Genomic DNA, 13,708 nt, shown 5'->3' on the forward strand with positions numbered 1-13,708 from the left:
GCGCCCCGCACCCCGCCCGCTCATCCCAGCTCTAGCGGCCGAACCGCACGCTGGCGAAGCGCAGCCTGGCCGGCGCCTTCTGGCCGGGGGCGATCCGCGTCGCCTTGCCCTTGCACTGCTTGCCCGGGAACACGAAGGCCGCCGTGCCCGTCCCGTTGTGCGGGGCGGCAGCCGGCTGGGACATCGTGAAGCACTTGCCGTCCGGCAGGTCCTGGACGAAGAACGGCCGGCCCCCGCTCTGGAAGGTGAACGGGCCCTTCGCGGCGACCGCCGTCCCCGCGGACACGGTCAGGGCCATGCCCAGCCCGATGAGAGAGACGGCGAACGGACGGATAACACGCATCATTGATCCCCTGCTGGACAACGGACGACGGACGGCGAAGCGGAAGTGCTTCACCACCCTCACAACGACGCTCGGCCCGGTGCGACACGAGCTGACGGCTTGGTCGGATCGTCGGACGGGTGGGGCCGGACGCGATTCGGGTACGGCCGGGCCGCCCTGTGACGCCAAGTCCGGGATCCGGCGCCCGGTTGACTTGGAGCGCACTCCAGCACCTAGCGTCCTGAACAGATCACTTCGAGTTCAGGAGGCACCACCATGACCACCGTTCCCGCACTCCCCACCCGCCACCTGGGCAACCTGGCGGTCTCCGCGCAGGGCCTGGGCTGCATGGGCATGAGCCACGGCTACGGCGACACGGACGACGCCCAGTCGACGGCGACCCTGCGCCACGCCCTGGACCTCGGGGTCACCCTGCTTGACACCTCCGACTACTACGGCCACGGGCACAACGAGGAGCTCATCGGGCGGGCGATCGCCGGGCGCCCGCGTGACGAGGTGGTGCTGGCCACGAAGTTCGGCTTCGCCAACAAGCTGGGCGAGCCCACCCTCATCCGCGGCGACGCCGCCTATGTACGCGAGGCCTGCGAGGCGTCGCTGCGCCGGCTCGGCGTCGACCACATCGACCTCTACTACCAGCACCGCGTCGACCCGAACGTGCCCATCGAAGAGACCGTCGGCGCCATGGCCGAGCTGGTACGGGAAGGAAAGGTGCGCCACCTCGGGCTCTCCGAGGCCGGTGCGCGGACCATCCGGCGGGCGCACGCGGTCCACCCGATCGCGGCGCTGCAGAGCGAGTGGTCGCTGTGGACCCGCGACCTGGAGGCGGATATCGCCCCGGTGTGCCGGGAACTCGGCATCGGCCTCGTGCCGTTCTCACCGCTCGGCCGCGGCTTCCTGACCGGCCAGTACAGCTCGGTCGACAAGCTTGCCGCCAGCGACATACGGCGCACCCAGCCGCGCTTCGCCGACGGCAACCTGGAGAGCAACCTGGCGATCGTGGCGAAGCTCGACGAGCTGGCCGAGGCCAAGGGCGTCACCGCCGGGCAGCTGGCGCTGGCCTGGGTGCAGCACCGGGGCGACGACGTGGTGCCGATCCCCGGCACCCGGCGCCAGAAGTACCTGGAGGAGAACCTCGCGGCGCTCACCGTCGAGCTCTCCCCCGAGGACCTCGCCGCCATCGAGTCCGCCGCACCGGCCGACCGGATCGCCGGCACCCGCTACGACGCCACCAACCTCACCTTCGTCGGCAACTGAGCGCGTACGGCGGGGCCTGGGGCGGCGTGGGGGTGGTTGCACCCGCGGCGAGGAGCGCAACAGGATGGAGCATGGACTACGTTGCGCACTTCCAGCGCGAGATCCAGGCGTTCGAGGCGGCGATCCGCGAGGCGTCGTCGGCGGCGGCAGGCGACGGGGCCGCGCTGGTCCCGTCGTGTCCCGAGTGGTCGGTGGTCGACCTGGTGATCCACCTGGGGTCGGTGCACCGCCATGTGAGCGAGGTGATCGGCGGGCGGCGCCGGCAGCCGCCGCGCGCGGACGACCTCTCGGTCCTCGGTCTCCCGGCCGCGGCGGCGCACTGGCCGCTCCCCCAGGACGCCCCGAACCGCGTCCCGTTTCCGCCGGGGCTCGTCGAGTGGTTCACCGAGGGGGCCTCCTCGCTGGCCGGACTGCTGGCCACCCGGGACGCGGCCGAGCCGGTGTGGACCTGGTCGCGGGACCAGTCCGTCGGGTTCTGGCAGCGGATGCAGACCATCGAGGCCGCCCTGCACCGCTGGGACGCCGAGAACGCGATCGGCGCCCCCGGACCTGTCGACCGTCAACTGGCCGCGGACGCCGTCACCCACTCGTTCGAGGTGATGGCTCCCGCCGGCCGGGCCCGGCACAATGCACCGCCGGGCGCCGGCGAACGGCTCCGCTTCCGGCAGTCCGACGGCTCCCGCGTCTGGATCGTGCAGACCGACCCCGACGGGGTCCTGCTGAACCCGGGCGGCGGGTGCTGCGATGTCGAGCTCACCGCCACCGCGTCGGACCTGATGCTGTTCCTCTGGCGCCGGATCCCCGTGGACGGCCTGGAAGTGCGGGGTGACGCGGCGCTCCTCGAACGCTACTTCACCCTGGTCCCGCCCGTCTGAGGTGCGCGGCGCCGCGCTGTCACCGCTGGTCTTCCTGGGGAAGATGCGGCTTGGCGTCGTCGTAGTCGGCCTCGTCGGCCCGCTCGGCCGGGGCGTAGACCAGATGCAGCACGCCCGTCCGGAACGCCTGGGACGAGGTCAGCCTCAGCGGGATCGCGGTGTCGCCCTCGTCGAACAGGCGCATTCCCTTGCGTACGGCCAGCGGGTGCACCAGCAGATGCAGTTCGTCCAGGAGGCCGGCGGCCAGCAGCTGGCGGACGACCGAGATCGAGCCGCTGAGGGCGATGTCACCGCCCGGCCCGTTCTTCAGGGCGGTGACCGCTTCGACGAGGTCGCCCTCCAGCTGCTCGGAGTTGCGCCAGGTGAACTCCAGCTTCCGGCTGGACGCGACGATCTTGCGCTGGTCGCCGAGCGTCTTGGCGAAGCCCGCGTCCTCGCCGCCGGCCGCCTCGCGCTCCGGCCACGCCCCGGCGAAGCTCTCGTACGTCCTGCGGCCGAACAGCACCGTGTCCGCCGTGCCGAGCATCTCGCCGACTGCCGCGCCCATCTCGTCGTTGAAGTACGGGAAGTGCCACTGGTCGGGGGCTTCGACGACTCCGTCGAGGGAGATGAAGAGGCCGGCCGTGATCTTACGCATGATGTTCCTCCGAAAGGGTCGCCGTCGCGGTCTGCTCCATGAAGACGGCGCGGGCCGGCGAAACTCATCGGCGGCCGGGCGAACAGTTCACGACGACCTGGCCGGGTGGCTTGTTCGCGCTCTGTGACGGCGGCGGCGCGTACGTTGAGCTGGTCTGCGAACCGCACCGCCACCACGGGCAAGGAGCGACACCCATGCCGTACGACCGCGCGTCGAATTCCGAGCAGGCGACCCGCAGCTACTACGACACCGCCGACGTCGACGCGTTCTACGACGCCGTGTGGGGCGGCGAGGACATCCACACCGGGATCTACACCCACGACCAGGAGTCGATCGCGACGGCCTCCCGCCGTACCGTCGAGCAGGCCGCCGACAGGCTGGACGGTCTGCTCTCCGCCGAGAGCACGGTGTTGGACCTCGGGTCCGGTTACGGGGGCGCCACCCGGTATCTGGCCGAGCGCTTCGGGTGCCGGGTCGTCGCCCTCAACCTCAGCGCCTCCCAGAACGAGCGCCACCGCGCCACCAACGTGGAGCGCGGTCTCGACCACCTGATCGAGGTCGTCACGGGCTCCTTCCACGACATCCCGTTCCCCGACCGCGGCTTCGACGCCGTCTGGTCCCAGGAGGCGTTCTGCCACAGCGGCGACCGCATCCGGCTGCTCGGCGAGGCCGCCCGGGTGCTGAAGCCGGAAGGGGCGCTGGTCTTCACCGACCTGATGGCCGCCGAGGACGTCCCCGCCGAGACCCTGTACCCCGCCGTGTCTCGGCTGGGCGTGGACGCCCTGGCCACCGTGGACTTCTACCGCCGCACGCTGGCCGGACTGGACCTGGCCCGCACCGACTTCGACGACCGGGGCCGCCAGGTCGTCACCCACTACGAACGCCTCACCGCGGAGACCCGTCGACGGGAGGAGGAGCTGCGGCAGATCATCAGCCCCGCCTACGTCGACACTGTGCTGGCCAATCTCCCCCTGTGGGTGGACGCGGCCCGCCGCGGGCACCTGCGCTGGGGCATCTTCCACTGCCGCCGCGGCTGACCGGGGGTCCTCGACCGCCGGGAGCCGACGACGCTCCTGCACCACATGGGCAGTTCTGTCATGTTCTGCGGAGTGTTCGGCTGATTTCCCGCGGTCGCCCTCGCCATAGTGCGGTCATGACACCAACCCGCTTGTCCGCGCGTCTGCGCGCCCGCGCCCGTACGGCTCTGCTGTGCACCGCGCTCCTCGCCGCCACGGTCCAGACCGCGGCCGTCTCCCCCGCCTTCGCGGGCGGGCCCGGCCATGAGGAACGCGGCTGTGTGAAGACCGGGGGCCACCTCGACGACCAGGCCCGCGAGGTCCGGGACATCGCCCGCAGGGCCAAGGCCGAACTCCACCTCAAGGCCGTGGAACTGCGGGTCACCGTCGACGGGCACGACGTGCTCACCGACGCGCTCGGCGAGTCCATGACCAACGTCCCGGCCGAACCGGACATGCACTTCCGCGCCGGTTCCGTGGTCTTCTCCTACATCGGCACGGCCCTGCTCCAGCTGGTGGAGGAGGGGCGGGTCCGTCTCGACGACACCGTGGAGCGCTGGCTGCCCGGCCTGCCCAACGCCCGCAAGATCACCCTGCGGATGCTGGCGACCAACACCACCGGTCTGCACGACTACGTCACCGATCCGGCCTTCCTCGCCGAGCTGACGGCGCACCCGTTCCGCCAGTGGACCCCCAAGGAGCTGGTCGCGTACCCGCTGCGCCACCCCTTCTGGTACGCGCCGGGCACCAGCTGGAGCTACTCGCACGCCAACTACGTCCTCCTGGCCGCCGCGCTGGAGAAGATCACCGGCATGCGGACCGACGAGTTCCTGGAGCAGCGGATCACCGGCCCGCTGGGCCTGCACGACACCCGGAACAACTTCACCCCCGACATCCCGACCCCGGTCCTGCACGCCTTCACCTCCGAGCGCGGCACATACCAGGAGTCCACGTTCTGGAACCCGTCCTGGACCACGGCGCCCGGCGCGGTCATCACCACCCACATCTGCGACCTGGCCCGCTCGGCGCGGGCGATCGGCAGTGGTGAGCTCCTCTCGCGCCACTCCTACCGCACCCTCCTCGACCCCGGCACGGTCGGCCTCGGCGGCGCGACCAGGACATGCCCGGCCACCGTCTGCGTGAAGCAGACCCCGGTCTTCCACTTCGGTGTGGGCGTCATCGTCGTCAACGGCTGGGTGGTTCAGAACCCGTCGTTCTCGGGCTATGCGGCGATCCAGGCGTACCTCCCCTCCGACCGGCTGGCCATCGCGGTCTCCGCCACGAAGACCGCGACCACCCCGGACGGCAACATGGCCGAGCGGATCGCCGAGCGCATCGCGGACGCACTCGCCCCCGACACCCCGCTGTCAGCCGCCTGACCTGCGCCTCCTCCTGATCCGGCCCACCCGAGAGGGAACCACCCGCTCCCCCGGTACATCTTCACGGGCATCGGCGCCCGCGAGGTGCGCCAGATCCGGGCGGGGCCCGGGCCGGATCGGCGAGGGGACGAGGGATGTTGGCAGTCGGCGGGGCGTTCGGGGTGGTGTTCGGCTCGGTAGGACTCCTCTTCGCGGCCTTCGGGATCACCATGCTCGTGCTGGGCGCGCGCAAGAGCGCCGAGTACCGGCGGGTCCTGCGCGAGGGGCGGTTCGCCGAGGCGCGCTGCCTGGAGACGTACGTGGTGCACCGCCACTCCGGCGACGGGCCGGGCACCAGCCAGCGCCGTCTGATCGTCGCGTTCCGCACCGGGGACGGCCGGGAGGCCCGGGCCGAGGTCGTCTCGCGGCACCCGTATGTGGCCGGGGACGTCGTGCCGGTGCGGTATCCGCCCGAACGCCCCGACCGGGCGATGGCGGCGGAGGCCGCCCCGGGGGTGGGCGCGATCACCTGCTGCTTCGGCGCGGCGATGGTGCTCTTCACCTGCGTGGGGCTGCTCTTCGCCGCGATGGGATTCGGCGTGGCGGCGTTCCTGGGGACGAGCTGACGGGCTCTGCGGGGTGTGGACTCAGCAGAGCCTGCGGTAGCCGGCGTCGGGGATCAGATCGTGCCATTCCTTCCGGCTGAACTCGTGGTGGACGCGGCGGCAGAGGTCGGCGGAGAGGGCGCGGGGGCCGAGCGGGTAGGAGCGCCAGGGTGTGAGGAGGCCCGCCGCGTACAGGGCGTTGCCGTCCGGGCTGAAGGCCAGCGATCTGATCACGTCTCCCCCGGTGGGCAGGGCCGTGCCGAGGGGGCGCTGGGTGTACGTGTCCCACAACTGCAGCGATCCGTCGGAGCCGGAGGCCGCCAGGATGCGGCCGTCGTGGGAGAGGGCGAGGGCGAAGACCTGGGTGAAGTCGTCGCTCGGCGCCGGGTTGTCGTCCGTCCTGAGCGAGAAGCGCTTCGTGGCCCGCCGCCCGCTCTCGTCCCACACCTTGATCTGGTCGATCGCGCTCTCCGAGGCCACCAGGCCGCCGCCGGCCGCCGCGACGGCAGCCATGTCCGAGGCGTGCGGGTGGAGGCTGGTGCGTCCGGTCCGCAGGTCGACGACGATTCCGGCCGCCGTGACCGCCTGGTCCTTGGTCGGCGGCAGCAGGAAGTAGTACCCCGCGTTGTCGGACACCGTGGTCAGCTTGCCCGTTCGGGCATTGCGGACTTCGAGGGATCTGCGCTCCTCGGTCTCCCGGATGGCCAGCAGGTTCTCGCCCGAAGGGTCCAGGGCGAGGGAGAGGGTCCGCTGGCGGGGCTTGCCGGGGGAGGTGAGGTCGACGACGGCTTTCGTCCGGCGCCCGCGCACGTCGTACAGCGTGATGTCCTGGCGGGGGCGCGGCTGGTCCGACGTCAGCACCCCGTAGGCGAGGGTCCGGCCGTCGGCGCTGAACGCCATGTCGCCGCGACAGCGCTCGGTGCCCACCGGGCAGGGCTGGGGCGGGAGTTCCACCAGCACCTTCCCGCTCGCCCCATCACGGAGTTGGAACGTCATCCTCGTCCCCTGGGGCACCGAGGTCGCCAGGACGCGCGTGTCCTGGCTGAACACCGAGGCGTCCACCGGGTCGTTGACGGCCGCCGCCCGGACGACGCCCCGCACGTCCAGCGTCCGGACCGCCGTCATATGGCGGCCGCCGAGGAAGCGCAGCAGGCCGCGTTCCACGTCCAGCCGCAGGCTCTTGGCCCCCTCGTCCACCAGCCGGTAGCGGAACACGGGGACCTTCGGGGCGGCCGTCCGCCACATCAGGATCTCGGTGCCGACGACGGCCACGAGCAGCCGTCCGTCGGCGCTGAACTCGGCCTCCTTCATGTCGTGTTGCTCGATGGCGAACTCCCGGCGGCCCGTGGTGAGGTTCCAGGTCCGGACCCCCGTGCTGTTCATCACGGTCAGGCCCTCCCCGTCGGAGGTGAACCGCATACGGTGGAACTCGCCCTCGCCCGGGCAGCGGGCGGCCGCTGCGAGGGCGCGGGGCAGGGCCTGCCGCCGCTTCGCCGCCATGTCTCGGACTTCGAGCGGGGCGCCGGCCGCGCACGTGGCGAGGAGGCGCTCGTCCGTACTGACGGCCGTGCGGCGGGCGTCCAGCGGATGGTCGGCGGTGGTCTTGAACAGCAGGCGCCGGTCGGCGACGCTCCACACCTGGAGGGACGGGGTGTCGTAGGGGTCGGTGAGCACCAGGGCCCGCCCATCGGCCCGGAAGGCGCCGACGGTCAGGACGGATCCCGCGAAGGCGGGCGGCCGGTCGCTCCGGCGCTGACCGGGCTGCCAGAGCCGGGTGCCCGGGCCGCCGGTGAGGAGCACGGTCCGGCCGTCCGGACTCGCTTCCGTCGCCGCGCCGTCCACGGAGTCGGACGAGAGCGTGCGATGGCCGTCCACGTCACGGCGCTCGATGCCGCTGCCGCCGGTGGTCAGCGTACGTCCGTACCGGTCGAGGAAGCGCGGCGTGTCGGGGTCGGCGTCCGGATCCGGGCCGGGGTCGGTGTCCACGTCCGGGCGGGAGGCGGCGGCCACCAGGGCGGCGCGCGCCTCCGGTACGTGCGCGAGCCGCCAGGCGGCGAGGCTCAGCCGCATGGCGGTCTGCGGGTCGGACTGGAGGTAGCTCTGCGCGAGCGCGGCGGTGCCACGGGCCGTCGACTCGTCGCGCTGCTGGTCGCGGGCCCGGCCCTGCTGCCAGGCGACGGTGGTCGCCACCACGGCCAGCACCACCAGGACGGAGACGGCGGACACGAGCGTGTGCCGGATGCGGCGGGCGCGGCGGTGCGCCTGCCCGCTCGCGCTGAGGAAGGCCTCCTCCAGGGCGGTGAGGCCGATCCGCCGGTCCGCCGCGCCGAAGGCGGCCCGGGCCTGGGCGAGGCGGGTGCCGCGCAGCAGGGCGTCGGAGTCGCGGCCGAGGTCGTGCCAGTCCTGGGCGGCCTCGGCGAGTTGGCGGTGGGCGCGCAGCCGGTCGCGGTCCCGTTCGATCCACTGCCGCAGCCGTGGCCAGGCGGTGATCAGCGCCTCGTGGGTCAGGTCGACGCTCCGCTGGTCCAGGGTGACCAGCCGGGCCCGAGCCAGCCGCTCCAGGACCGGAGCGGCGTGCACGGGGTCGACGGCGTCCAGTTCCTCGCGGGCGACCGGGCGCCGGGTGTCGGGCGTGCCGTCCCCGGGCGTGATCAGCCGCAGCAGGAGCTGCCGGGCCACCTCGGCCTGGCCGTCCGGCAGTTGGCCGTAGGTGTGCTCGGCGCTCTTGGCGAGCGCGCCGTGCAGTCCGCCCGCCACCTCGTACGCCTGGAGGGAGAGGGTCCGCCCCCGGCGGCGGCGCCAGGTCTCCAGCAGGGCGTGGGAGAGCAGGGGCAGGCTGCCGGGCTCGGCGGCCGCCTCCTCCAGCACTCTGGCCGTCAGGGACCGCTCCACGATCAGCCCCTCGGCCGCCGTGGACTTCAGGACGACCTCGCGCAACTCGGCGGGTGTGAGCGGCCGGACGGGCAGGCTCGCCTCGTGGACGACGGCGGCGAGGTCGGGGTGTTCGAGGCAGTGGCTGTAGAAGTCCGCGCGGATGCCCAGCACCACGCGCAGCCTGCTCGCGGGATCGCGCGCGCCCATCAGCAGGGCGATGAACCGGTTGCGCTCCTCGACGTCGTGGCAGAGCGTGAAGACCTCCTCGAACTGGTCCACGATCAGCCAGGTGTCCCCGGCCGCCGCGTCCGGGGCGACGAGTGCTTCGTGAACGCGGCCGGGGTGCGGACCCGGGGTCAGGATCCGGAGGGCGGCGGGGCGCCCGCCGGTCTCGTCCAGGGCCCGTAATCGGGGGATCAGCCCGGCGCGCAACAGGGACGACTTGCCGCTGCCCGAGGGGCCGAGGACCGCCGTGACGCGGTGGTCCAGGGCTGTCCGCACCAGCTCGTCGGTGAGCCGGTCGCGCCCGAAGAACCGGTCCGCGTCAGCGGGTTCGTACCGCGCCAGACCCCGGAACGGCGGGACGGCGTCCTCGTCCTCGGCGCCGATCCGGCCGGCGTCCTGCCGGGACGCCGCGTGCCAGCGCTCCTCCCAGCCCGCCGGATCGGCGCCGCAGGCCTTCACATAGGCCAGCGCCACCGCGAGCGAGGGCAGGGTGTCGCCGGAGGCGGCACGGGAGAGCGCGGCGGCGGAGTACTCCACTTCCCGGGCCATGTCCCGGTAGGTCGGACCGCCCGCCTCCTGGCGCAACCGCCTCAGCTCCTCGGCGAATTGCTGTACGGGACCGGCCGCCGGGTCGAGCGGCTTCTCACAGCGTCCCACTGTCTCCCCATTCAGTGATCGCGTAGTCGTCAGGCTACGAACGGTGGCCGGGACCGGCAAGGAGGGCCCCGGCCAGGTGTGCGCGGAGGGCCGGCGGTGTGCGGCGGCGGATCAGGAGCACCGGCCGCCGCACACCGTCCGCCGGGGTACCGCGACCACCCCCGTGGGCGGCGGTACCGGTGTGACCCATCGATCCCAGCGTCCCGCCGATTGATGCGCAGCCCCTGTCCGGGCGGCTAATCAATGCGTCAGGGCCGTCAGATAGTCGTCGAGCAGCTCCGTCTGGCGTACGGGGGAGAACGCCTCGGGCGCGAAGAGCGCCTGGACCACCAGACCGAGCACGAACGACTGGGCGCCCTCGGCGATGCGCAGCGGGTCGCCGGCGGGCAGTTCGCCGAGCTCCTGGGCCGCCGCGACCAGATCGCGCAGCCTCTCGCGGCTCCGCCCGTACTTGAGGGCGTACTCCCCGCTCAACGCCGGGTCGGCGAGGGCCGCGTCCCAGGAGGACACCCAGATCCGGTTGGTCGCGGTGGCCTCGGCGGTCAGCGGCAGGATGTCGAGCAGAGCGGCCCGCACGGCGGACAGACCCGTGCCGGGCGCACGCCGGGGGCGGGCGGTGGTCCGCTCGTCGAGCAGTTCCAGGGCGTGCGCCACGAGATCGCGTTTGGCGGGGAAGTAGTGGGTGAGCAGGCCGGTGGTCGCGCCGAGCTCGGCGGCGACGGCGCGCAGGGTCAGTCCGCCGAAGCCCTGCGCGGCCAGCACCCGCCAGACCGCCTCGGAGACCTCGCGTCGACGGGCTTCGTGATCACCCTTGGTACGTGGCATGCTGCTACGGTACATAACCGTAACGCTTGTTATGTGAATGAGGTCATCATGTTCTCCCTCCCCGTCCAGGACAACGCCCTCCTCCGTCCGCTGGAGGTGTGGCACGCAGAGGAGTTCGCCGCCCATATGGACCGGGCGCGTGAGCACATCCGTCCCTGGGTGGGTGCGGGGTTCATCAGCCAGGACGTCGAGGGGGCACGCGGCACACTGCGCCGCTACGCCGAGCGCCAGGCCGCCGACGGCGCCCGCCTCTACGGCATATGGCTGGAGGGCACGCTGGTCGGGGGAGTGATGTTCACGGACTTCAACGCCGCCCTGGGCTCCTGCGAGGTCGGCTGCTGGCTGGAGCCGGCCGCCGAGGGCCACGGCGTCGTCACCCGCGCCTGCCACACTCTGCTGGACTGGGCCTTCACCACCCGTGGGCTGCACCGCGCCGAGTGGCACTGCCGCGCCGACAACGCACGCAGCGCCGCCGTGGCCAAGCGGCTCGGTATGACGTTGGAGGGCGTGAGCCGCGAGTCCTGGTCGTACGGCGGCACCCGCCACGACACGCAGATCTGGGCGGTCCTCGCCGACGAGTGGCGCGCCCACACCGGGTGAGTCCGCCTCACCCCGCCACGACCCGCCCCCGGGTGCGCCACCGGGACAGTTTGGCGAGCAGGAACACCAGGGCCGCCGCACACCCCACCGCGGCCCACGCGGGCAGCAGCAGGGCGGCGGGCAGCAGCATGCCCGGGGTGAGGACCAGACAGGGCACATACCAGCGCAGCACGTAGCGCAGCCCGTCGCCGTAGCGCGTGGAGATGGCCGCGTTGGCGCTGTAGAAGGCGAGCACAGCGCCCATCCGGCGCCCCGGGGCAGCACGTGGTGGGGCTCGGCGACCGCCGTGCCGAGCGCCGCCGCGATCACCGTGATGCCGCAGACCAGGACGAACGGCAGATACATCACGGTGTCCCGTATGACCTGGGTGGCCCGGCCCGACTGGGCCCGGCTCAGGCCCCGCTCGGCGTTGCCCGTCCCCCAGACGAAGAAGATCAGCGCCAGTTCGGCCGCCACCACGAAGGAGAACAGCGCGGTCAGGCCGGAGGCGGCGGTGAAGTGCTCCTCGAAGGTGACGACCACGGTGAAGACGCTCTCGCCGAGCACGATCACCACGAACAGGCCGATCCGCTCGACCAGATGCTCCACCGACATCCGCTCGTACGGCGCGGTGCCCATCCCCGCCCGGATCGCGAGCAGCGCCATCTCCAGAACGATCGCCAGCCCCCACACCACGAACCGCCCCGCCCCCGGCAGCACGGCCGAGACCGCCCACAGCGCGGCGGGCACCAGGCAGTACAGCAGCGGCCGCCACAGCGGCAGCGGGCTGCCCGGGCGGCGGGCGTGGCCGAACCAGATCAGGAACAGCACCAGCCGCACCCAGGCCGCCCCGAGCGCGTACGCCCAGGCCCGTTCCGCCAGCCCGGCCGGGGAGGCGGCGGCCATCAGCCCCAGCGCGGGCATCGCGGCGAGCAGCATCCCCTGCACCCGGGCCGAGGCCGAGCCGAAGAGGTTGACGGTGACGGTCAGGTTCACCCACGCCCACCAGGCCGGGAAGAACAGCACCAGGAACTTCCCGAAGTCGGCCGCGCCCGGGTCCCCGTGCAACCCGTGCGCGAGCACGCTCACCGTCACCACGAAGACCAGGTCGAAGAACAGCTCGAACCAGCCCGCGCGGTGCTCCTCGGACGCACTGCCCATACCGTCGGCGGCCCCGGCGTCTGCCATCTCGCTCACCCGCCCACTGTGCGAGGCCCGCCCGGCGGTACGGACCGGGCGCGCCGGGGACGGGCGGGTGAGACGCCCGGGCGGGCCAGTGGCCGCCGCGGGACGGCGGGACCGTAGGACCGCAGGGCACGTCAACCGTGGAAGGCGCGTGGAACACCCGTGCCGGACCCGTGGACGCCTTGTGGGACCGTCGACTCCAGGACATGATCAGATGGCCGCCGACCCGGATATGACGACCCCTTATGGCTCTCACACAGCTCTGTTCGCCATACTTCGCGCCGTGGACCAGCGAACAGATGACCAACACACCGGCCTCAACGCCGCCGCCCTCAACGCCGCCGCACTGAACCCGGCGCACATCCCCGGGCTCACCCCCGCCCCCGCGGCCGCGCCCGAGGCGCCCGCGGACCGGCAGGGCGCGGCCGGACCGGAGCCCGAGCGGGAACCCGAGACGGAGGAGGTGGCCGCGGAGGTGGCGGACGCGCCGACCGGTGCCACCGTCCCGGCCGCACGGGCGGCGGACGGCGACGCCGCCGCCGGTGAACCCGCCCCCGAAGAGGCCGACGCGGCCGGGGACGGACCCGTCTTCTCCGCCTCCGACCGGCGGGGATCCATCACCGCCGACCGCTCCGGGATCCGGCTGTGCCTGGACGGCGAGGAAGCCGAGTTCGGCTGGGACGAGCTGAGCGCCGTCGAGTACGCGACCTCGCGCTGGAACCGGCGGTTCACCATCACCGTGCATCTGCCCCGGCCGCGCTGGTTCCGCAACGACATCCAGGCCGCGGACCGGGCGAGTCTCGCGCAGTGGTCCGAGCAGCTCGAAGAAGTGCTGAACGCGTACTTCGAGGAGTAGGACCCCGCGCCCCCGGGGCGCACACCGACGCCCGCACCGCGCCGGGGCCGCCCGCCGCGGCCCCGGCGCGGACGTCGTCCTGCCCGGTGGCTTGTTCCGCACTGCTCCGCCCTCACCTCCTCCACAAGGCAAGGCAGACTCAAGCGAAAGCTGACATGAACAGCGAAGGAGCGGGGTCGTCACCAGGGGACTCCACCGAGACACCGCAGGACACCCGACTCGACCACCGACCGGGTCGCACACCGGTGTCTCGCTCCTGACGCACGCCGCACCGCACCCGCTGCGCGGGATCGCCGGATCCCGGGCCCGGGGCCGAGGGGGAGAACCATGCTCGCACTGCCGTGGACCAGCCCGACATCCGCACCGCACTCCCCAGCCACCGTGCGGCAGCGCCCCTCGGCGCCCGCTGCGGACGGTGC

12 protein-coding genes and 1 pseudogene are annotated in these 13,708 nt (G+C 72.7%); 7 read left to right on the top strand and 6 right to left on the bottom strand.

All coding sequences use genetic code 11. The annotated features are described in order from the left end of the window. Positions 1-31: 31 nt before the first annotated feature. Positions 32-346 (bottom strand): hypothetical protein, encoded by a 315-nt coding sequence (locus ABD236_RS08175; protein WP_344071805.1) that lies wholly within the window; start codon positions 344-346, stop codon positions 32-34. Between the two features lie 252 nt (positions 347-598). Here ABD236_RS08175 and ABD236_RS08180 point away from each other — a divergent pair, with 252 nt between their 5' ends. Together ABD236_RS08180 and ABD236_RS08185 are read left to right on the top strand one after the other, a co-directional pair. After that, positions 599-1,597: an aldo/keto reductase gene (locus tag ABD236_RS08180; protein ID WP_344071807.1), complete on the top strand. Its 999-nt coding sequence runs from the start codon at positions 599-601 to the stop codon at positions 1,595-1,597. A gap of 71 nt (positions 1,598-1,668) precedes the next feature. Continuing rightward, positions 1,669-2,472 (top strand): maleylpyruvate isomerase family mycothiol-dependent enzyme, encoded by an 804-nt coding sequence (locus tag ABD236_RS08185; protein ID WP_344071809.1) that lies wholly within the window; start codon positions 1,669-1,671, stop codon positions 2,470-2,472. Between the two features lie 19 nt (positions 2,473-2,491). Here the strand turns inward: ABD236_RS08185 and ABD236_RS08190 are convergent, their stop codons facing one another. Beyond that, a complete protein-coding gene (locus ABD236_RS08190; protein WP_344071811.1) occupies positions 2,492-3,109 on the bottom strand; it encodes a dihydrofolate reductase family protein in 618 nt (205 codons plus the stop codon). A 194-nt stretch (positions 3,110-3,303) separates the two neighbouring features. On the opposite strand from ABD236_RS08190, the gene ABD236_RS08195 reads away from it, so the two are divergent. The 3 genes from ABD236_RS08195 to ABD236_RS08205 all read left to right on the top strand — a co-directional run bounded on the left by ABD236_RS08195 (position 3,304) and on the right by ABD236_RS08205 (position 6,109). Then, the gene (locus tag ABD236_RS08195; RefSeq protein ID WP_344071813.1) at positions 3,304-4,146 is read left to right on the top strand and encodes an SAM-dependent methyltransferase; all 843 of its coding nucleotides are present in this window, start codon (positions 3,304-3,306) and stop codon (positions 4,144-4,146) included. Between the two features lie 116 nt (positions 4,147-4,262). Continuing rightward, a complete protein-coding gene (locus tag ABD236_RS08200) occupies positions 4,263-5,504 on the top strand; it encodes a serine hydrolase domain-containing protein (protein WP_344071815.1) in 1,242 nt (413 codons plus the stop codon). A 134-nt stretch (positions 5,505-5,638) separates the two neighbouring features. Beyond that, the gene (locus tag ABD236_RS08205) at positions 5,639-6,109 is read left to right on the top strand and encodes a DUF3592 domain-containing protein (RefSeq protein ID WP_344071817.1); all 471 of its coding nucleotides are present in this window, start codon (positions 5,639-5,641) and stop codon (positions 6,107-6,109) included. 21 nt (positions 6,110-6,130) lie between these two features. On the opposite strand, the gene ABD236_RS08210 is transcribed toward ABD236_RS08205, so the two are convergent. Together ABD236_RS08210 and ABD236_RS08215 are read right to left on the bottom strand one after the other, a co-directional pair. Continuing rightward, positions 6,131-9,844: an nSTAND1 domain-containing NTPase gene (locus ABD236_RS08210; RefSeq protein WP_344071819.1), complete on the bottom strand. Its 3,714-nt coding sequence runs from the start codon at positions 9,842-9,844 to the stop codon at positions 6,131-6,133. Positions 9,845-10,084: 240 nt separating this feature from the next. Further along, on the bottom strand, positions 10,085-10,669 hold the full coding sequence (locus ABD236_RS08215) for a TetR/AcrR family transcriptional regulator (protein WP_344071821.1): 585 nt from the start codon (positions 10,667-10,669) through the stop codon (positions 10,085-10,087). Positions 10,670-10,717: 48 nt separating this feature from the next. On the opposite strand from ABD236_RS08215, the gene ABD236_RS08220 reads away from it, so the two are divergent. After that, a complete protein-coding gene (locus tag ABD236_RS08220; RefSeq protein WP_344072257.1) occupies positions 10,718-11,269 on the top strand; it encodes a GNAT family N-acetyltransferase in 552 nt (183 codons plus the stop codon). A gap of 7 nt (positions 11,270-11,276) precedes the next feature. On the opposite strand, the gene ABD236_RS08225 is transcribed toward ABD236_RS08220, so the two are convergent. Continuing rightward, positions 11,277-11,513 carry a hypothetical protein gene (locus ABD236_RS08225; protein ID WP_344071823.1) on the bottom strand — a complete coding sequence of 79 codons (237 nt, stop codon included), beginning with the start codon at positions 11,511-11,513 and terminating at the stop codon, positions 11,277-11,279. 41 nt (positions 11,514-11,554) lie between these two features. Beyond that, a pseudogene (locus ABD236_RS34995) lies at positions 11,555-12,436 on the bottom strand (low temperature requirement protein A); the annotation flags it as partial. Positions 12,437-12,716: 280 nt separating this feature from the next. Between ABD236_RS34995 and ABD236_RS35000 the strand changes: the two are divergent. Further along, a complete protein-coding gene (locus ABD236_RS35000) occupies positions 12,717-13,289 on the top strand; it encodes a hypothetical protein (RefSeq protein WP_425543839.1) in 573 nt (190 codons plus the stop codon). The last annotated feature ends 419 nt before the right edge of the window (positions 13,290-13,708 follow it).

This window comes from Streptomyces crystallinus (genome assembly GCF_039521265.1).
In the GTDB taxonomy this organism is placed as follows: domain Bacteria; phylum Actinomycetota; class Actinomycetes; order Streptomycetales; family Streptomycetaceae; genus Streptomyces; species Streptomyces crystallinus.